Annotated in this window: 17 protein-coding genes; 10 read left to right on the top strand and 7 right to left on the bottom strand. The window is 63.5% G+C overall.

What is annotated here, in order from left to right; translation table 11 throughout:
• Positions 1-43: 43 nt before the first annotated feature.
• The 3 genes from C8C98_RS10725 to C8C98_RS10735 form a co-directional block, all read right to left on the bottom strand.
• Positions 44-1,702 carry a sugar ABC transporter ATP-binding protein gene (locus tag C8C98_RS10725; protein ID WP_121454254.1) on the bottom strand — a complete coding sequence of 553 codons (1,659 nt, stop codon included), beginning with the start codon at positions 1,700-1,702 and terminating at the stop codon, positions 44-46.
• Positions 1,703-1,772: 70 nt separating this feature from the next.
• Positions 1,773-2,726, bottom strand: a complete 954-nt coding sequence (locus C8C98_RS10730) for a sugar ABC transporter substrate-binding protein (RefSeq protein WP_099742967.1) — start codon at positions 2,724-2,726, stop codon at positions 1,773-1,775.
• A gap of 337 nt (positions 2,727-3,063) precedes the next feature.
• Positions 3,064-4,752 carry an AMP-binding protein gene (locus C8C98_RS10735; protein ID WP_121454255.1) on the bottom strand — a complete coding sequence of 563 codons (1,689 nt, stop codon included), beginning with the start codon at positions 4,750-4,752 and terminating at the stop codon, positions 3,064-3,066.
• 296 nt (positions 4,753-5,048) lie between these two features.
• Here C8C98_RS10735 and C8C98_RS10740 point away from each other — a divergent pair, with 296 nt between their 5' ends.
• Positions 5,049-5,945: a triacylglycerol lipase gene (locus C8C98_RS10740; protein ID WP_121454256.1), complete on the top strand. Its 897-nt coding sequence runs from the start codon at positions 5,049-5,051 to the stop codon at positions 5,943-5,945.
• Positions 5,946-5,977: 32 nt separating this feature from the next.
• Here the strand turns inward: C8C98_RS10740 and phhA are convergent, their stop codons facing one another.
• The 3 genes from phhA to hppD all read right to left on the bottom strand — a co-directional run bounded on the left by phhA (position 5,978) and on the right by hppD (position 9,049).
• A complete protein-coding gene (gene phhA, locus C8C98_RS10745) occupies positions 5,978-6,820 on the bottom strand; it encodes a phenylalanine 4-monooxygenase (protein WP_121456191.1) in 843 nt (280 codons plus the stop codon).
• Between the two features lie 65 nt (positions 6,821-6,885).
• Positions 6,886-7,854: a tripartite tricarboxylate transporter substrate binding protein gene (locus C8C98_RS10750; RefSeq protein WP_121454257.1), complete on the bottom strand. Its 969-nt coding sequence runs from the start codon at positions 7,852-7,854 to the stop codon at positions 6,886-6,888.
• 61 nt (positions 7,855-7,915) lie between these two features.
• Positions 7,916-9,049: a 4-hydroxyphenylpyruvate dioxygenase gene (gene hppD, locus C8C98_RS10755; RefSeq protein WP_121454258.1), complete on the bottom strand. Its 1,134-nt coding sequence runs from the start codon at positions 9,047-9,049 to the stop codon at positions 7,916-7,918.
• A gap of 229 nt (positions 9,050-9,278) precedes the next feature.
• Here hppD and C8C98_RS10760 point away from each other — a divergent pair, with 229 nt between their 5' ends.
• The 9 genes from C8C98_RS10760 (at position 9,279) to fabB (ending at position 18,197) form a co-directional block, all read left to right on the top strand.
• Entirely contained in the window at positions 9,279-9,761 is a 483-nt protein-coding gene (locus C8C98_RS10760; RefSeq protein ID WP_099657788.1) for an Lrp/AsnC family transcriptional regulator, read from the top strand.
• Positions 9,762-9,910: 149 nt separating this feature from the next.
• Entirely contained in the window at positions 9,911-10,792 is an 882-nt protein-coding gene (locus C8C98_RS10765) for an ABC transporter ATP-binding protein (RefSeq protein ID WP_121454259.1), read from the top strand.
• A complete protein-coding gene (locus C8C98_RS10770; RefSeq protein WP_121454260.1) occupies positions 10,789-11,619 on the top strand; it encodes a hypothetical protein in 831 nt (276 codons plus the stop codon). The genes C8C98_RS10765 and C8C98_RS10770 overlap by 4 nt, the downstream gene beginning before the upstream one ends.
• Entirely contained in the window at positions 11,619-12,551 is a 933-nt protein-coding gene (locus C8C98_RS10775) for a hypothetical protein (protein WP_121454261.1), read from the top strand. The genes C8C98_RS10770 and C8C98_RS10775 overlap by 1 nt, the downstream gene beginning before the upstream one ends.
• Positions 12,552-12,716: 165 nt before the next feature.
• Positions 12,717-13,448, top strand: a complete 732-nt coding sequence (locus tag C8C98_RS10780) for a GNAT family N-acetyltransferase (protein ID WP_121454262.1) — start codon at positions 12,717-12,719, stop codon at positions 13,446-13,448.
• 211 nt (positions 13,449-13,659) lie between these two features.
• Entirely contained in the window at positions 13,660-14,538 is an 879-nt protein-coding gene (locus C8C98_RS10785) for an HlyC/CorC family transporter (protein ID WP_121454263.1), read from the top strand.
• Positions 14,538-16,220, top strand: a complete 1,683-nt coding sequence (lnt, locus tag C8C98_RS10790) for an apolipoprotein N-acyltransferase (protein ID WP_121454264.1) — start codon at positions 14,538-14,540, stop codon at positions 16,218-16,220. The genes C8C98_RS10785 and lnt overlap by 1 nt, the downstream gene beginning before the upstream one ends.
• A gap of 238 nt (positions 16,221-16,458) precedes the next feature.
• Positions 16,459-16,980 (top strand): 3-hydroxyacyl-[acyl-carrier-protein] dehydratase FabA, encoded by a 522-nt coding sequence (gene fabA, locus C8C98_RS10795; protein ID WP_121454265.1) that lies wholly within the window; start codon positions 16,459-16,461, stop codon positions 16,978-16,980.
• Positions 16,977-18,197: a beta-ketoacyl-ACP synthase I gene (gene fabB, locus C8C98_RS10800; RefSeq protein ID WP_121454266.1), complete on the top strand. Its 1,221-nt coding sequence runs from the start codon at positions 16,977-16,979 to the stop codon at positions 18,195-18,197. Before fabA ends, fabB begins: the two co-directional genes overlap by 4 nt.
• Before the next feature lie 99 nt (positions 18,198-18,296).
• Here the strand turns inward: fabB and C8C98_RS10805 are convergent, their stop codons facing one another.
• Positions 18,297-19,214 carry a LysR family transcriptional regulator gene (locus C8C98_RS10805; protein ID WP_121454267.1) on the bottom strand — a complete coding sequence of 306 codons (918 nt, stop codon included), beginning with the start codon at positions 19,212-19,214 and terminating at the stop codon, positions 18,297-18,299.
• Positions 19,215-19,369 lie beyond the last annotated feature (155 nt).

Below are 19,369 nucleotides of genomic sequence, written 5' to 3' on the forward strand. Positions count from 1 at the left end.
ACAGGGCGGTGGAACAGGGCGGTGGTTGGGAGGTGCGTGGGGGCTATGCAGCCGCTGGTTGCTCGGCGGGCGCATGGCCTTGCTCCGAGAAGGCGGCGGCCAGCAGCGACTGCTGCGTCCACTCGCCGCGCTCGAACACAGCCACCATGCGGCCGCCGCTCATCACGCCGATGCGGTCGGCCATGGCCATCAGCTCGCGCAGATCGGACGACACCATCAGCAGTGCGCGACCTTGGTCGGCCATGCGGTCCAACTCGCTGTAAATCTCGGCGCGTGCGCCCACGTCCACGCCACGGGTGGGCTCGTCCAGCAGCAGCACCTTGCAGGGGCGGTGCAGCCAGCGGGCAAACACCACCTTTTGCTGGTTGCCGCCCGACAGCTGGCCCACGGGCTGCTCGCCGCCCCGGCAGCGGATGCGCAGGGTTTGGATAAAGCCCTGCACCAGCCGGTTCTCCAGCCCGCGCTGCAGCCAGCCCGCACTCGATATGGCGCCCAGGTCAGACAGCGTGGCATTGATGCGGATGGGCTGCGCCAGCAGCAGGCCTTGCGATTTGCGGTCTTCCGTCACCAGGCCCACCCCGGCGGCAATGGCCTGCAGCGGCGTGGCAAAGCCCCGCACCAGGGTGCGCAGCACGGCGGGGCGTGGGGTCGGTTGAATGGATGCAGGATTTGCTATTGAATTAGTAGCTTCTTGCGCTTGATGGTCGGGCGATAGAGCCTCTTTTTGTTCAATATTTTCGTGCAGCGTGATGCTGCCCCGGTCGGCGCGGTCCGCGCCAAACAGCAAGCGCAGCAGCTCGGTGCGGCCCGACCCCACCAGCCCGGCAATGCCAAACACCTCACCGGCACGCAGCTCCAGGCTCACGTCCTGCACGGCGGTGCCCCGGCCAATGCCTTGCACACCCATGACCACGGGGCCTGCGGTGCGGCGGGGGCGGTCTTCCAGGTCGTTGACCGAGCGGCCCACCATGCGCTGCACCAGCGCGTCTTCGCTCAGGCCGGCCATGGGCAGCACGTCCACCAGGCGCCCGTCGCGCAGCACAGCGGCGCGGTCGGCAATGCGGCGCAGCTCTTCGAGGCGGTGCGACACGTAAATGATGGCCACACCGCGTGCGGTGAGGTGGGCAATCTGGTCAAACAGGTAATTCGTCTCGCGCGGGGTGAGCATGGCGGTGGGTTCGTCCAGCACCAGGATGCGCGTGTCGTCGTGCAGGTTGCGGGCAATCTCCACCATCTGCTGCTGGCCAATGCCCAGGGCCGACACAGGCGTGGCCGGGTCGATGTGGGTCAGGCCAATCTTGGCCAACTGCTTGCTGGCAGCGGCGTGCAGCGCATCGCGGCGCAGCCAGCCGGCGCGGTGGGGCAGGCGGCCCATCAGCAGGTTTTCGGCCACGGAGAGGGTCGGAATCAGCCCCAGCTCTTGCATCACCATGCGCACACCGTGCTGCTCGGCATCGCGGCGCGAGGTGGGGGTGTAGGTTTGCCCACCCAGGCGCATGCCGCCCCGCGTGGCCGATTCCAGCCCGCAGATGATTTTGGACAGCGTGCTCTTGCCCGCGCCGTTCTCGCCCGTCAGGGCCAGCACCTCGCCCGCGTTCAGGGCCAGCGTCACGTTGTCGAGCACGGTGGCGGTGTAGTCCTTGCCCACGGCGTCGATGGACAGCAGGGGCGAAGGGGGCGTGGCGGAGGTGTGGGGCGTCATGGCGGGGCAGTGCCTTCAAAAAACAAAAAAGGCGCGCGGCGGTCAGGCCACGCGCCTTGGGCCGCATGGCTTACTTGCTGTCTTTGGTGACCAGCACCACGTCGGTTTTCACGGCGGCGGGCAGTTGGGCCTGGGGCGTCTTGGCGGCCAGGGCCTTCTGGGCCAGCTCAATGCCGAACACGGCTTGCTTGGCGGCAAACTGGTCGGCAGTGGCCAGCACGCGGCCGTCGGCCAGCATGGGCTTGATGGCGGCGATGTTGTCGTAGCCCACCACTTGCACCTTGCCGGTCTTGCCAGCGGCCTTCACGGCGGCCACGATGCCCAGCGCCATGCTGTCGTTGCCGGCCAGCAGGGCCACCAGGTCAGGGTGCTCGCGCATCATGCCGGCGGCCACGGTGTTGCCCTTTTCGATTTCCCAGTTGCCCGACTGCACGCCCACTACGGTGATGCCTGCGGCCTTCATGGCGTCCTGGTAGCCCAGGGTGCGCTGCTGGGCATTGAAGGTGGTGGACACGCCTTCGATGATGCCGACCTTGTCGCCCGCCTTCAGCGTCTTGGCCAGGTGGTCGCCCACCAGCTTGGCGCCCACGCGGTTGTCAGGGCCGACAAAGGGCACCGTGATGTTCTTCTCTTTGAGGGCGGCGGCGTCGAGCTGGTTGTCGATGTTCACGACGATGATGCCCTTGTCGATGGCGTTCTTCACCACGGGCACCAGGGCCTTGGAGTCGGCCGGGGCCAGCACGATGGCGCTGACCTTTTGCGCCACGGCCTGCTCAATCATCTTGATCTGGGCGGCAGTGTCGGTCTCGTTCTTGATGCCGTTGGCGATCAGCGTGTACTCGCTGGCGTGGGCTTTTTGGTGGGCCTTGGCGCCGTCTTCCATGGTGCGGAAGAACTCATTGGCCAGCGACTTCATCACCAGGGCGATCTTGGGCTTGTCTTGCGCCCAGGCGGGGCTGGCCAGCAAACCGCCCAAAACGGCGATGGCGGCAGCGGTCTGAACGGAACGGCGGGTGAACTGCATGGTGTCTCCTGTTGGGATTGGGTGGCTTCAAGCGCCAAAAGGCGCCCACAAAAACGCTTCGGGCGACCCGCCAAAAGCGATGCCGCGGCGCGAATCATAGCGAAAGCAAACGTTTGCGCAAACGTTTGCTACTGCGGGATTTCCCTATGTTTGGGTCGGATTTGGGACAGTGCCTGAGTGGGCTAAGGCGCTGATTCGGTGGGAGCCACGTCCAGCGTGGGGCCAAGAGGGGCAGGCAAAAAAAGACGGCAGCGGGCCTTCACAGGCTGGCTACCGTCCTTGTTGGGTGAAACGCCCGGGTGCCTTGGGTCGCACCGGGCGTGAGCGGGTCAACCCATCACACCGTGGGGTTGCGCAGCTCGCGTCGCAGGATCTTGCCCACGTTGCTCTTGGGCAGCTCGTCGCGGAACTCGATGTACTTGGGGCGCTTGTAGCCGGTGAGGTTCTCGTGGCAGAACGCCACCACATCGTCCTCGGTCAGGGCCGGGTCGTTCTTGATGATGAACACCTTAATGGCTTCGCCCTGCTTTTCGTCGGGCACGCCAATGGCGGCGCACTCGACCACGCCGGGGCACAGGCTGATGACCTGCTCGAGCTCGTTGGGGAAGACGTTGAAGCCGCTCACCAGGATCATGTCCTTCTTGCGGTCAATGATGCGGGTGTAGCCCTGTGCGTCCATGATGCCGATGTCGCCCGTGCGCATGAAGCCGTCGGGGGTGAAGGCCTTGGCGTTTTCTTCGGGCTGGTTGTAGTAGCCGGTCATCACGTTGGGGCCTCGGATGCAGATCTCGCCCGAAGCGCCCTGGGGCAGGCTGTTGCCTGCGTCGTCCTTGATAGCAATGTCGATGCCTGGCAGCGGCAGGCCGATGGAGCCCGAAAACTCGGCATTGGTCACCGGGTTGTTGGTGCCAATGGCGCAGGTCTCGCTCATGCCCCAGCCTTCGATCATGGTGCTGCCGGTGACCTTTTGCCATTGCTTGGCCGTGCCTTCCGATGCCGCCATGCCCCCGGCCTGCGACACGCACAGGTGTGAAAAATCGAGCGCACGGAACTGCGGGTTTTGCAGCAGCGCGTTGAATAGCGTGTTGACGGCGGGCAGCATGTGGAACGGGCGTTTTTTCAACTCGGCCACAAACTTGGGGATGTCGCGCGGGTTGGGGATGAGGGTGAGGCTGGAGCCCTGGCGGATGGCCAGCAGGCAAAGCGTGAGCGCGAAGATGTGGTACAGCGGCAGTGCGGCAATGCTGTTGGCTTTGGTCACGTCGCCAATCTTGGCCAGCGCGGGGGTGAACCACGCCTCGGCCTGCAGGGTGGCGGCCACGATGTTGCGGTGCGTGAGCACGGCGCCCTTGGACAAGCCCGTGGTGCCGCCCGTGTATTGCAAAAAGGCAATCGAGTCGAGCGTGGCGGGACTGGGGCTCAGGGTGCGGTGCTCGCCCAGCGCCAGCGCCTTTTTAAAGGTGACCACCTTGCGCCCGTTGGTCAGCGGCAGGTCGTACGCGGGCACCATCTTGGCCAGGTGGCGGACGGCAAAGGTGATCCATTTGCCAAACCAAAAGCCCAGCAGGTCGCCCATCGAGGCCATCACCACATGCTGGATGCCGGTGTGGTCCACCACCTCGGCCAGGGTGTGGGCAAAGTTTTCGAGGATGACGATGGTGGTGGCGCCAGAGTCTTTGAGCTGGTGCTCGAGCTCGCGGGCGGTGTAGAGCGGGTTGACGTTGACGCAGGTGTAGCCCGCGCGCAGCACCGCCGCCATGGTCACGCCAAACTGGGGAATGTTGGGCAGCATGATGGCCACGCGCGAGCCGGGCTGCAGCCCTAGCCCCTGCAGGTAGGCGCCCAGGGCACCCGACAGGCGCTCGAGGTCGCCGTAGTTCATCCAGCGGTCCATGCAGACGGAGAACGGGCTGCTGGCGTGCTTGCGAAACGACTCTTCCAACAGGTGGGCCACAGAGCGGTATTGCTCGGGTTGCACGTCGTGCGGTACGCCCGGGGGGTAGCTCTTGAGCCAGATCTTTTCCATGCGAATTCCTTGTGCTCGCCAATGAGGGCCTGAGGCGCAATGGCGGGTTTGGCGGGTTGATAAACCGATCGGCCGCTGGGACAAGCGGCTTTCATTCCCATTCTGGGAGCACGTGAGGCAGCGCGGTTATCGGGCTTGTCCTAGGGTGGGGACGTTCTACGTCTCGCAGGCGACAGAAATCAACCGAAATTTTGAGGGCAGGCTTGAAGTGTTGACGGCCCGGGCTGGTGCACACTGCCCGCCAAATTGCTCTGGCCTTGCCAGTCTCCTCACATTTCCCTATCGCGCCACTGCCCATGCTTGCTCGCTCTCAGAAGGTGTTTTTGTTCTCGTTACTCTTGTACGCCGTGGGGTGTCTGGTGTGGTTGTGGCCCCACCGGCCGTGGCTGGCCTGCGTGGTGGCGTTGCTGCCGCTGCTGGTTTTTGTGGCAGTGATGGGGTTGGAGTTCGTGGCCATGCTGCGCCTTAATCGGCGCGATGCGGTGCCAGTGGTTTCGGTGTCCCAGCTGCTGAGGGCATGGTGGTGTGAACTGGGGGCGGCCTTGCTGGTGTTTTGCTGGCGCCAGCCCTTCTTGGCACACACCGAACCCGATTGGCTGCCTGCCCAGCCCAATGGGGCGCGGGGTGTGGTGCTGGTGCATGGCTTCATGTGCAACCGGGGAGTGTGGCTGCATTGGCTGCCCCGTTTGCGGGCTGCGGGCCATGCCCATGTGGCGGTCAATCTGGAGCCTGTCATTGGCTCCATCGACGCCTATGTGGATGCCATAGAGCAGGCGGTGCAGCGCGTGGCGGCTGCCACCGGCCAGCCCCCGGTGCTGCTGTGCCACAGCATGGGTGGGCTGGCCGCCCGGGCGTGGCTGCGGGCCGTGGAGGGCGATGCGCGCGTGCACCGCGTGTTGACTTTGGGCACGCCCCACGCAGGCACTTGGCTGGGCCGCTTCAGCCATGCTGAAAATGGCCGCCAGATGCGGTTGGACAGCCCCTGGCTGCAAGCCTTGGCGGGGCAGGAGTCACCCGAGCGGCGCAGCTTGTTCGTGTGTTGGTACTCGCCTTGCGACAACATCGTCTTCCCAGCCTCCACCGCTGCCTTGCCGGGGGCACAGCACCGCCTCATCAGCGATGTGGCCCACCTGCAAATGGCGTTGCATCCGTTGGTGGTGCAGGCCTGCCTGGATGAAATCGCCAAGCCCTGAGGCAGGTTTCAGACTGGCTTCTACGTCTGGGCTCAGGCAGGTACGGCGGCTTCGCGTTCGTCGGCCGCAAACTCAGGCAAGCCGCGCAACTGTTCGTACAGAGGCGTGAAGTCCGCTGCGGTCATGTCAAACAGCTGCTCAAAGCTGTCGATCACGAAGTAGGTCTGCTGGTAGGTGTCAATCTTGTAGCGCGTGCGCATGGTGCGTTGCAGCTGTAGCGGCAGGCGCTGTGGCTCGGGGCTTTGCACCGCATAGGGCAGCTCGCCTGACGAGCTGAGAATGCCCGCACCGTAGGCCCGCAGGCCGTTGGCCTGGCGGATCAGCCCGAACTCGATCGTGTACCAGTACAGGCGGCTGAGCATCTCGCACGCCCCCAGCCCCTGGGCCTTGAGCCCGCCCTGGCCGTAGCGTTGTACGTAGTCGGCAAACACGGGGTTGAAGAGCAAGGGCACATGGCCGAACAGGTCGTGGAAGATGTCGGGCTCGACGATGTAGTCAAACTCTTGCGGCTTTCGAATCCAGTCGGTGACCGGGAACTTGCGGTTGGCCAGCAGCGTGAAGAAAGGCACCTCTGGAATCAGCCCCGGCACGGCCACGATTTCCCAGCGCGTGGCTCGGTACAGACGGTCGTTGATTTCTTCGAAGCGCGGAATGTGGTCCTTCACGCCCAGCGAGGGCAGGGCATCTATGAAGGCATCGCTGGCCAGGCTGGGCAACAGGGCGCATTGGCGCTCGTACAGGCGCCGGTAGGTGTCGTGGTCGGCAGCGGTGTAAGCCGCGTGGTTTTGCGCGCAGGTGTAGCCCTCGTCTGCGCGAGAGTAGTCGCCACGGGGTGGGCGGGTGGATTGGCCGTAGACGACAGGGGGTTGTCCCATGGTTTGCTCCTGTGCCGCCCAGGCCCTGTTCACTCTGCGGGCCGCACGCGCCCGACCTTTGGCGGCTAATTGATTTTGATTTTTGCGGCCTTGATCAAGAACTCGTACTTGTTGTACTCAGACTTCACGAACTGCGAAAAACCGTCCAGGTTCAATTCCTCTGGCGAAATGCCCATCTTTTGCAGGCCTGCCTTGCCCGGCGCCGACTGCATCACGGCAGTGAATGCGTTGGCATAGCGGCGGGCGTCGGCGTCTGGCAGGCTGGCGGGGGCAAACAACCCAAACCAGGTCGACACATTGAAGCCTTGCACCGAGTCGTTGATGCTGGGCACGTCCGGCAGCGCCTTGTCGCGGCTGAGGGTGGTGACCCCCAGGGCCTTGAACTTGCCCGACTGGATGTGGGGCAGGGCCGATGCCAGGTTGTCAAACACCAGGCCCACTTGCCCCGAAGTCAGCGCCGCCAAGGCGGGGGCAGACCCTTGGAAGGGGGTGTGGCCCATCTTGGTGTTGGTCAGCGACTTGAACATTTCAGCCGCAATGTGGCCGATGCTGCCGTTGCCGCCAGAGCCGTACTTGAGCTGGTCCGGGTTCTTCTTGAGGTACTGAACCAGATCGGCGGTGGTGTTGATGCTGAGCTTTTTGGCTTGCTCTGCATTCATCACCAGCACATTGGGTGTGCGCGCCACGAGCACCAGCGGCTTGAAGTCCTTGATCGGGTTGTAGGGGAAGTTTTTGTAGAGCCAGGGGTTGACGGCATGGGTGGCAACAGCGCCCATGAGCAGTTGGTTGCTGCCCTTGGGTGACTTGGCCACCAGCTCGGCACCGGTGTTGCCACCTGCGCCGGGCTTGTTCTCCACTGCAATGGCGCCCAGTTGGGCTTTGGCACCGTCTGCCAGCAGGCGGGCAGCAGTGTCCAGCGGGCCTCCTGCGGGGTAAGGCACCACAAGGGTCAGCGGTGCGCCGGGGTTTTGTGCCAACGCAAGCGTGGCACCGCCGCACAGCAGTGCGCCAATGAACAGGGAACGAAGCAGCATGTGGGTTTCTCCGGATGCGAATGCTGCTCAGTATAGGTAACCGCCTGTTTCCAGGGGCTTGCTATTTGGTCAGAACACCCCTGCGCATTTGGTCCAGCTCGATGGACTCGAACAGCGCCTTGAAATTGCCGTTGCCAAAACCGTCGTCCCCCTTGCGTTGGATGAACTCGAAGAAGATCGGGCCCAACTGGTTCTCGCTGAAGATCTGCAACAGCAATTTTCCCGCTACGCCATCCACCAGGATCTTGCGGTCCTTGAGGGCCTGCAGCGGCTCTCCGTGGCCGGGGATGCGCTTATCTACCAGCTCATAGTAGGTATCGATGGTGTCGAGCAGGCGAACGCCGCTGGTGCGCAGGGCATCGACGGTGCTGTACAGATCGTCCGATCCCATGGCGATGTGCTGAATGCCCTCGCCCTTGTACATGTCCAGGTATTCCTGGATCTGGCCGGCCTTTTCCTTGCCCTCTTCGTTGATCGGGATGCGGATCTTTCCGCAGGGGCTGGTCATGGCCTTGCTCTTGACGCCGGTGACCTGGCCTTCGATGTCGAAGTATTTGATCTCGCGAAAGTTGAACACGCGCTCGTAAAAGTCGGCCCACTCGGTCATGCGGCCCCGGTGCACGTTGTGCGTGAGGTGGTCAATGTAGGTCAGGCCGTGGCCCTTGGGGTTCAGAGCCTCGTCGGCTGAGACGCCAGCCAGGGGCTCGAAGTCCACGTCAAAAAAGCCGATGTTGCCAATGTCGCCCGGCTTGGCGCCGTTCTTGCCGCGCCAGCGGTCCACCAGATAGATCAAGCTGTCACCCACGCCCTTGATGGCGGGGATGTTCAGCTCGCCCGGGCCTGCGGTGCCCGCGTAACCCCAGGCACCCAGGCCCAGTGCGCGTTCGTAGGCTGCTTTGGCATCGTGCACGCGGAACGCAATGGCGCAGACGCTGGGGCCATGCAGGCGGGCAAAGCGCTGGGCAAAGCTGTCGGGCTCGGCATTGATGATGAAGTTGATCTCGCCCTGGCGGTACAGGGTGACCGCCTTGTGGCGGTGCCGGGCCACGGGCTTGAAGCCCATGCCCTCAAACACCTTGCCCATGGCTTGAGGATCGGGGGCGGCGAATTCGATGAATTCAAAGCCGTCGGTGCCCATGGGGTTCTCCCAGGCGGCGGTGGCCTGGGTGGCCTGTTGGGGCAATGCTGCGTTCATGGTTAGGGCTCCGTTGTGAGGGACGTGTGGCCAGCTGCCACGGTAGCGTCCACTTTAGAAGCCCCCCAGATCAATAAAACAGCGTTTGAAGAAAGTGCTCTGACTGGCTTGCAAAAAAACTCTGTGTTTTTGCGTGTAGCGCAGGTTTTATGCGCATTAAGGGTTAACCATGATGTTTGTGTGCTGGTTTGCGCTGTGGCGTCAATCCGCCGCTTTCATAATCCCGGGCATGACTGCTGCACACACGCTGGATCGCCTGGACAGTGCTGTCCTTCGCATCCTCCAAATCAATGGGCGCGCCACTTACGACGACATTGGCGCCCAGATTGGCCTCTCGCCCAGCGCCGTGCTGCGCCGCGTCAAGCGGCTGGAAGAGGCCGGGGTGATTGACCGCTACGTAGCCCTGGTCAAGCCCGAAGCGGTGGGGCTGGGGCTGATCGCCTACCTGAATGTGCGCCTGGAAAAGCACACCGAAAGCCACAAGCGCAACCCCATGGACCTGTTTCGCGCCAGCGTGCAGACCTGGCCCGAGGTGGTGGAGTGCTCTTCGCTGACGGGGGAGATGGACTATTTGCTTCGGGTGGTGGTGCAGGACATGGCGCACTACAGCCGCTTCATCATGGATACCCTGCTCAAGCACCCCAGTGTGCAAGACTGCAAGACCAGTTTTGTGCTGGACAGCGTGAAGGCCACGACCGCTGTACCGGTCTAGCAGCAGGTTCTTGTGTTGCGTGCCTGGCGCAGAGCGTGACCAAAGTCACGACAAACGCGCAAGGCTTGGCCGTCGGGCCCATATGGCTGCGGTGCCGTCTTGGAGGGCAGACATAATCCGCCAGCCCTCAGGACGGGCGGGAGGCGGACATGATCCAGATAGAAGGCCTGTACTACGGCTATGGCCGGGCAGCGCTGTATGCCGATTTTTCAGCCCAGATTGGGCAACCGGGTATTTATGGCGTGTTTGGCCGCAACGGCAGCGGCAAGTCCACCTTGTTGCGGCTGCTGTGCGGCTTGCTCACGCCCTGGCAGGGGCGTGTACGGGTGCTGGGTTTTCAGCCCCGGCAACGCGCGGCGGAGTTTCTGGCCTCGGTCTACATCGTGCCCGAGGAGTTTCATCTGCCCAACCTGACCGCAGCCCAACTGGCGCGCACCCACGGCAGCTTTTACCCCCGGTTTTCGCACGCTCTGTTCAGCGACTACTTGCAGGTGCTGGAGGTGCCGGTGGACAGCCGGTTTGAAGCCATGAGTCTGGGCCAGAAGAAGAAGGCCGCCATTGCCTTTGCCCTGGCCACCCAAACCCCGTTGCTGTTGATGGACGAGCCGACCAACGGTCTGGACATCGTGGGCCGGGGGCAGTTTCGTGAGTTGATGCGGCGGCCTGAGCAGGCACAGCGCGTGGTCATGATCAGCACCCACCAGGCGCACGACCTGGAGAGCATCCTGAGCCATATCTGGTTCATCGACCAGGGGCGGCTGGCCCTGGCTGCCCGCATGGACGAATTGGCAGAGCGCTTGACCATGGGGGTGGCTGCCACTGCGCAGGCGTTGCCGGCGGATGGCCTTTTGTACCAGGAGGCCTTGGGCGCACAGGTGGCCTATGTGACCCGGCGCGTGGTGAGTGTGCCTGAAGAGGGTGCTCTGCAGCTGGAGCTTTTGTACAAAGCCTTGAGTTTGAACCGAGACGCCATGCTGCAAGCCCTGGCCACAGCGGATGGTGCACGCACCGCAGAAGGAGCCCTCGCATGAGCCAAGACACACCGTCGACCTCGCCACCCACGCAGGCATGGAACTGGCAGCGTTTTGAATGCCTGGCGCTGGCCCATTGGGCAGAGCAGCGGCGCCACTACCTGGGCTATCTGCTGGTGCTGGCCATTTTGTATGCGGTGCTGCTGCTGTTGACGCTGGGTGTGTCCAGCTTCAAGGCCTTCGATGCAGAAGTCCAGGCTGTGTTTTATTTTTCAGGGCTCTTCCTGACGGGCTATGTGTTTGCGGGCCGGTACTTTGATGGCATTGCGCAGCGCGAGTCGGCCCTGCTCATCCTGATGCGGCCTGCATCGGTGTTGGAGAAGTGGGCCTTGTGCGTGCTGGTGGTGGGGGTGTTTTACCCGCTGGCCTACAGCACCCTGTTTTTGCTGATGTCTTGGCCGGTGCTGCAACTGGTGGTGTTTGTGCGGCCCTTGCTCAGCGAAGGGGTGGTGTCGCTGGACAAGTACTTTCTGTTTGTGCCGTGGTGGCCGCACGGTGGAGAGCACGCGGTGATTTCGCTGCGCGCCCAGATGGGGTTGTGGATGGCATTGTGGGCGAGTCAGGCGTTTGTCTTGGCGGGCACGCTGTACTTTCGCAAGGCGGGCATGCTCAAGGCCCTGGTGGTGGGGTTTGCGCTGTTTGTGCTGACGGTGCTCTGGATTGTGGTGACGGGTGCCCGCACGGAATCCTTGTCCGTATGGTGGAGCCTGGATGCCGAGGTGTTCACTCCCTGGCTGCATGGGCTCAATGCTTTGGTGTGGATCGTGGTGCCGGGCCTGCTGTGGGGCCTGGTGTATGTCAACCTGCAAGAGAAAGAGCTGCTGTGATGGCCTTCACCACGGCACAGGGCCGTCGCCGCCGAGGCCCCTGGATTTTTTTGGCCGCCTTGCTGCTCTTTTGGGGTGGTTTGGGGTTGACGGGCCTCAAGGTGCTCAAGCCACGCGATCGGTCAGACCCCGCCTTTGTGCTGGATGCCCAGGACATTGCCGGCCTGACCCGCTTGCAGATTGTGCAGGGCGCCGATGCAGGAGGCTATCGGCGTTCGGTGGATGTCGAGGTTGGGGTGGGCCAAGGCATTCAGGCGCGCACCTATGACTGGGGACAAACGGCCACTTACGCAGATGATGGTGCGCATCGGCTGGGAGCGTTCCGGGAGGGCAACACCCTGGTGATCATTGCTGCCCAGGAGCCCGCGACGCAGGCCCCTGGGCGCCGCAAGCGCTGGCCACGGCTGCATTCCGTCACGGTGCCAGCGCAGTTTCGTCATCTGGTGGTGGCGGAGGCTGACATCCATGCCGTGGAGCCGCTCGCTGAGCTGCGAGTGGATGGCGTCGCTGTGCGAGTCAGTGGCAACGTGGCCTCGCTCGATTTGCGTGCGGCCCAGGCGGACTGCAGCGACTGCAGCACGTCAAAAGGCGGTCGCAGTGGGGCCGAAATGTCAGCCTGCGATCCAGTACGGCCATCAGAGAGCAAGGTAGCGCTGCGCGTAGATGCCTCTGCCATGCAGGAGGTGGTGGTGAGCGCTGCCACGGGCAGTGTGGCGCTGACGAAGTCGCAAGGGCTGCAACGCCTGCACCTGCTCATTGGGCATGAGGTGGGGGTGTCCGTGGACCGTGCCCACGTCTTGCTGCCCGGTGCTCAGCCGGTGCTGGAGGCGGGGGCTCAGCCTTTGCCGGGCGATTCGGCATGCGCGCAGGCTCAGCCCGTCGTGTCGAAGCCGTCGGTTCGGCAGGCGCTGTACTGGAAACCCCTGTCTTGAAAGCCTGGGGCCCCCCGGGTAAGGTGATTTGGCTGCGTTGGCAGCGCCCATGAGGCAGTTTGGGTGCACTTGGCAGGTGCCGGAGGTCTGGGGTGGTGGCTCTATTTTGCTGCGTTGCAGCAAAACTGCTGGAAAAAATCAGGGAAAACCCTTAAAGTTCAGCCCATGATCGCAACCAAAGCCCTGCTCAAGGCATCCTGGCACGCCAGCACCGGCATGCTGCGCACCCGAAACAGTCATTCTTCCAAGGAGGCAGGCATGCCTTCCACGCCTTTGATGGTTCCTATCCGCTCGCTGGGCCCCTCGTACCGCGAGCGCATTACCGCCCACTTGCTCAAGCTGGAGCCCGCAGACCGCTACCTGCGTTTTGGCTACGCCGCCAATGACGAGCAAATCCGCCGCTACGCCGAGCAACTCGACTTCAGCCGCGACGAAATTTTTGGCATCTACAACCGCCGCCTGGAGCTGGTGGCCATGGCCCACCTGGCTTTCTCCGAGCATCCCCAGCACAAGCACTGCGCAGAGTTCGGTGTTTCCGTGCTCAAGCAGGCCCGAGGCCGGGGCTTTGGTGCCCGCCTGTTCGAGCGTGCCGTGATGCACGCCCGCAACGAAGGCGTGAACATGGTGTTCATCCATGCGCTGTCCGAAAACACGGCCATGCTCAAAATCGCCCGCAAAGCCGGTGCCACCGTGCAGCGCGATGGTTCTGAATCTGAGGCCTACCTGCACATCCAGCCTGCCAGCTTTGACACCCGCGTGGCCGAGATGGTGGAGCAGCGGTTTGCCGAGGTGGACTACCAGTTCAAAAAGCAAGCCAAGCAGTTCTGGGATTTTCTGTCCGGCGTGCAGGAAGTGCGCCGGGGTGTGCAGCACGCTCGCCACCAATCGGCTGAGTAAGCGCTGACGTTGGTGGGGCTCTCAGTCGCCAGACTGTACTGCCCCGCGATCTCTCTTGGCGCAGCGCACCCGCTGCGCAACCCAACGCCCATTCGGCGCCTCGCTGAGTTCTCTGTGAGCAGCCGCCCTGCGCTGCGTCGTTGCCTTGTCAACGCAATCCGCTATCCTTGGGCTCTGTTCACCACTACTGCAAGTCCTGCAATCCACGACAGTGTCTGACCCGCACCCTGGGCGTTTGCCCGAAAAGGAAGACAAGCGCACTTTTCTGCAAAAAGTGGCCGAGTTCATACACCCCGGCCCTGACTCTGCAGAAGAACTCATCGAGACCCTGGCGGAGGCCGAGGACAACCAGGTCATCGGCGCCGACTCGCGTGTGATGATTGAGCGTGTGATTCGCATGGCCGACATGACCGCCAGCGATGTCATGGTGGCCTCACCCCGCATGGACATGGTCGATATCGATGAGCCGCCCGATGTGCTGCTGCGCTCGGTGATCGACACGGCCCACTCGCGCTTTCCGGTGTTCCAGGGTGGGCGGGAGAACATCATTGGCATCCTCATGGCCAAAGACCTGCTCAAGCTGCAGCGGGCGCCAGAACTCAATATCCGCGCCTTGCTGCGGCCCGCCGTGTTTGTGCCCGAGAGCAAGGGCCTGAACGACCTGCTGCGCGAGTTTCGCGGCAACCGCAACCATCTGGCCATCGTGATCGATGAGTTTGGCCGTGTGGCCGGGTTAGTCACCATCGAAGATGTGCTTGAGCAGATCGTGGGCGAGATCGAAGACGAATTCGATATTGCTGAGGATTCAGGCGACATCTTTGGCCTGGCCGATAAGACCTACCGCGTGAGCGGTGATACCCCCATCGAGCGGGTGTCTGAGGCCTTCAGTGTCCACATCCACGGCAGCGAGCCCGGTGAAGCGTTTGACACCATTGGTGGCCTGATTGCCCACGAAATGGGCCGTGTGCCCAAGCGCGGCGAACACCTGCAACTGTGCGGGCTGCATTTTGTGGTGCTGCATACCAAGGCCGGCGCTGTGCGCTGGTTCAAGGTGTCGCGGGTGGACGCGCCCAGCGCTGCCGAGCATTGATGGCCCGGGCATCGATATCGAGCAGCCGCCCCGCGATGGTGGCTGCCACGGGGCTGTCTGCCTTGGCCGGTTTGGCCCAGGCGGCCTCGCTCGCATGGCCCGGCACGGGTCAGCCTGTGTGGTGGCTGCAGTGGCTGTCGATGTTGGTGTTGGCTGGGCTGTTGCACCACCTGCGCCCCAGCGGGCGGCAGGGGGGATGGCTGGGTTTTGTGTTTGCCCTGGCCTGGCTGTGCGGCACCTTCTGGTGGCTGTTCATTTCCTTGCACACCTATGGTGGGCTGGCTGCGCCGCTGGCCGTGGCCGCGGTGCTGGCCTTGGCGGCGTTCCTGGCCCTGTACTATGCGGCGGCTTTATGGTCTTTTTGCAAGCTAGCGCCCGCTAATAAAGCGCTGGCAGCTATGCTTTTTGCAGCGCTTTGGCTGCTGGCGGAGCTGGTGCGTGGCACTTGGTTCACGGGCTTTCCGTGGGGCGCAGGGGGCTATGCCCATGTTGAGGGGCCGCTGGCGTCGCTGCCCCGCTGGATCGGTGTGTACGGGGTGGGGGCGGTGTCCGCAGGGTTGGCCATGGCGTGCGTGCAGTTCCGTGGACCGGATCTGCGCCGTTGGTCCACCTGGATGGTCGTTTTTGCGGTCGTGGCTGTCGGGGGCTGGGCGGCCTTGCAGCGCCACTGCGCGGTAGAGCTGTGCCACACCCCGGCGCGGGCTCCTGCGCCCCCGCTGTCACTGGCCCTGCTGCAGGGCAATATCCCGCAAGACGAAAAATTTGAAGAAGGCAGCGGTGTGCCGCTGGCGCTGCAGTGGTACGCGCAGCAGTTGCGCAGCGAGGCGGCCATGCTGGTCGTGGCCCCTGAGACCGCGATACCGCTGCTGCCGCAGCAACTGATTCCGGGCTATCTGGAAGGGCTGCAGGCCCGGTACACCGAGGGGGCTCAAGCCGCTTTGGTGGGCATACCCCTGGGCAATACCCGCGCTGGCTACACCAATTCGGTGCTGGGCTGGCGCCCCTCCAGTCCGTCCAGTACGCCCGGCACGCCCAATGGTGGCGCGGCCGAGCCCGTCTACACCTACAGCAAGCACCACCTGGTGCCCTTTGGTGAATTCATTCCGCCGCTGTTCAAGTGGTTCACGGCCATGCTCAACATACCCCTGGGGGATTTCAACCGGGGCACGGTAGGCCAGGCTTCGTTTGAATGGGCGGGGCAGCGCATTGCCCCCAATATTTGCTACGAAGACCTGTTTGGCGAAGAACTGGCCGCGCGCTTTACCGACCCGGCCCAGGCGCCCACGGTGATGGTCAACTTCAGCAATATTGGCTGGTTTGGCAACACGCTGGCCATTGACCAGCACCTGCAGATCAGCCGCATGCGCACCCTGGAGCTGGAGCGCCCCATGGTGCGTGCCACCAACACCGGCGCCACGGCCATCATTGACCACCGCGGCGTGGTTACCCACCAGCTGGAACGCCACACCCGTGGGGTGCTGCGCGCTGAGGTACAGGGGCGCGGGCAGGGCGTGTCTGTCGATGGCGGCGGCGTCACCCCCTTCGCATGGTGGGCGTCGCGCTGGGGGCTGTGGCCCCTGTGGTGTGCGGGCCTGCTGGTGGTGGCTGTGGCGTGGGTGGCACGTGGGCGCGGCCCGGCGCCAGGGGCTCATTTCAAGCCCCTGCCATTTGGTATGGAGTGAGGTGAGCGCACGCTTGGGCTTGTGGATTGCGGTACTGAAACCCGCCCACGGGCCGTGCGTTGGACCTGTGTGGGCTTGATCCAGGTCAGGCCGCGCGTAGCGGGTCTGAGCGCAATCAGGGTGTATCCCGCCCGGCAAGCATGCCAAGCCTTGATAATAGAGGTCCGCAACCAGGGGTGAAGGTTGCACGAACGATGATTTGAGGCGGCCAAGCCGCCGTTCTGGAGCACGACTGAACATGGCAGATTCCTTTTCCTACGAACAACTGATCGCCTCGGGCGAGGGCCGGCTGTTCGGCGCTGACAGCGGGCGCCTGCCGCTGCCACCCATGCTGATGTTTGACCGCATCACGCACATCGACAGCGATGGGGGCGCGCACGGTTTGGGAATGATCCGCGCAGAACTGGACGTCAAGCCCGACTTGTGGTTTTTCGCCTGCCACTTCCAGGGTGACCCCGTCATGCCCGGCTGCCTGGGCCTGGATGCCATGTGGCAGCTCATTGGTTTTTACCTGACCTGGCTGAAGTTGCCGGGCCGTGGCCGCGCTCTGGGGGCGGGCGAGGTCAAATTCACCGGCGAAGTGGGCCCCGATGTGAAGCGGGTTACCTACGAAATCGACATCAAGCGCGTCATCAAGCGCAAGCTGGTCATGGCCATTGGCGATGCCCGTTTGCTCGCCGATGGCAAGGAAATTTATGTAGCCAACGACCTGCGTGTGGGCCTGTTCAAGCGCGAGGAAGAAGGCAAGGACGCAGCATGACCAAAAAGCGCGTAGTCATCACCGGCGCGGGCATTGTCTCGTGCATTGGTAACGACCTGGCCACGGTAGAAGCCTCGCTGCGTGCGGGCAAGAGCGGCATCAAGGCCGTGGAAAAGTTCAAGGAACTGGGCCTGCGCAGCCAAGTGGGCGGCGCGCCGGAAATCGACATCGAAGCGCGCATTGATCGCAAGCAGATGCGCTTCATGGGTGACGCGGCTGCCTACGCTCAGATCGCCCTGGAAGACGCGATCAAGCAAGCGGGCCTCACGCCCGAGCAGGTCAGCCACCCCCGCACTGGCCTCATCATGGGCTCGGGCGGCGGCTCGCCTGCGAACCAGATCGAAGCGGCCGACACGCTGCGCGAAAAGGGCATCCGCCGCGTGGGGCCGTACCAGGTCACGCGCTGCATGAGTTCCACCGTGTCCGCCTGCCTGGCCACCAACTTCAAGGTCAAGGGCATCAACTACTCCATCACCTCGGCTTGCTCCACCTCGGCGCACTGCATCGGCGCGGCAGCCCAGCAGATCGCCTGGGGCGTGCAGGACGTGATGTTTGCCGGTGGTGGTGAAGAACTGTCCTGGGGCATGTCGCTGCTGTTTGACGGCATGGGCGCCATGTCCAGCAAGTACAACGAGACGCCCGAGCAAGCCTCGCGCGCCTACGACGCGAACCGCGATGGTTTTGTGATCGCAGGCGGCGGCGGCGCCGTGGTGCTGGAAAGCCTGGAGCACGCCCTGGCGCGCGGCGCCCACATCTTGGCCGAAGTGGTGGGCTTTGGTGCCACCAGCGACGGCGAAGACATGGTTGCCCCCTCGGGCGACGGCGCCATTGCCTGCATGCAGCAGGCCATGGAAGGGCTGAACGCCCCCATCGACTACATTAACACCCACGGCACCTCCACCCCGGTGGGTGACATGCAGGAAGTGCGCGCCATGCGTGCCCTGTTTGGCGACAAGGTGCCGCCGTTCTCCTCCACCAAGTCGCTCACCGGCCATTCGCTGGGCGCTACTGGGGTGCAAGAGGCGATTTATTGCGTGATCATGCTGAACCAGGGTTTCATCGCCGGTTCGGCCAATGTGGAAACGCCCGACCCCGCCCTGGGCGACATGCCTTTGGTCACGCAAACCCGCGATGCTCAGCTGACCACCGTGTTGTCCAACAGCTTTGGCTTTGGCGGCACCAACGCCAGTCTGGTTCTGCGCCGCTGGGAGGCTTGAACATCCTCTGATGCGGCGTTCCGAGCTGCCGCCGCACACACAGCCTGCCTGTCCCCGGACACGCAGGCTTTTTTGATGCTCGGCACGACACTGGGGGCGTTAGCGTCTGGCCAGTTTGCCATTGCCCTGTAGTGCCTCATGCAACAGGCGTGGCAGCATTGCCAGCATGCGGGTGGCTTGCAGGCTGGGTGCGAATGCCCGTGCCTGGTAGCTGTAGAGTGAGATGGGCGCGAGCTCATGCAGCTCCAGCGTCACCATCTGTGCGGGGTCCAGCCCCCGCGCCGTCAGAAAATCGACCACCGTCCAACCCATGCCCAGGCGCACCAAGTCCAGTGCAAGGCGCGAGGTCTGCACCTGAATGCCGGGCCCGGCGGGTGATCCGAGTCGATGGGCAATTTCGTCAATGGACTGGCGCATGGGATCGTCCCCCACCAGCCGTATCACAGGCACCTGCGCCAAGCGTGCGCCAGGGCTTGCCGTGCGGGGTGCCTGCCCCCACACCGATGCCGCCACGGCCAGATAGAGCTGGCCGCTCACCAGCAGGTCGCTGGCGACTTGTGGGTGGGGGTGTTGGTAGAAGCCCAGCCCAAAGTCCACGCTGCGGGTGAGCAAGGCCTGCGTCATCTGATCTTGGTGGATGGTGCGCACCTCCACGCCCACCTGCGGGTGCTGCAACGCGTGGTAGTGCAGCAGGCGCGGCAGGAACTCGTGGGTGATCGATGGAATGGCGGCCAAACGCACATCACCCGAATCGCTGGCCGCCAGATTGCGTGCCGTGCGCCTGAGGGCATCGAGTTGGCGATAGATACCGGTGGACTCGGTGGCCAGCACCTGCGCCTCCGGGGTGGGAGTCAGCCCCGAAGGTGTGCGCAGAAACAGGCGATAGCTCAATTGCAGCTCGGTGTGGGCAATGGCCTTGCTGACCGCAGATGGGGTGATGCACAGCAGGCGGGCCGCAGCACTCATGTTGCCGGTCTGAAGCACGGCCTGAAAGACTTCCAGTTGTCGCAGATTCATAGGGGGCCAGCTTCTGGGTCAGGCTGTACGGGAAAACGAGTGGTATGAGCCCTGCTCACAAGGGTGGGTTAATTATTCCACTTCCTTGTGTATGTGTTTCTCATAGGATGCGGCACCGTTCTACAAGACGGGCAAGGGGCCGAAGCCGCAACCGG

The sequence above is a fragment of the Acidovorax sp. 106 genome (assembly GCF_003663825.1).
Lineage (GTDB): Bacteria > Pseudomonadota > Gammaproteobacteria > Burkholderiales > Burkholderiaceae_C > Acidovorax.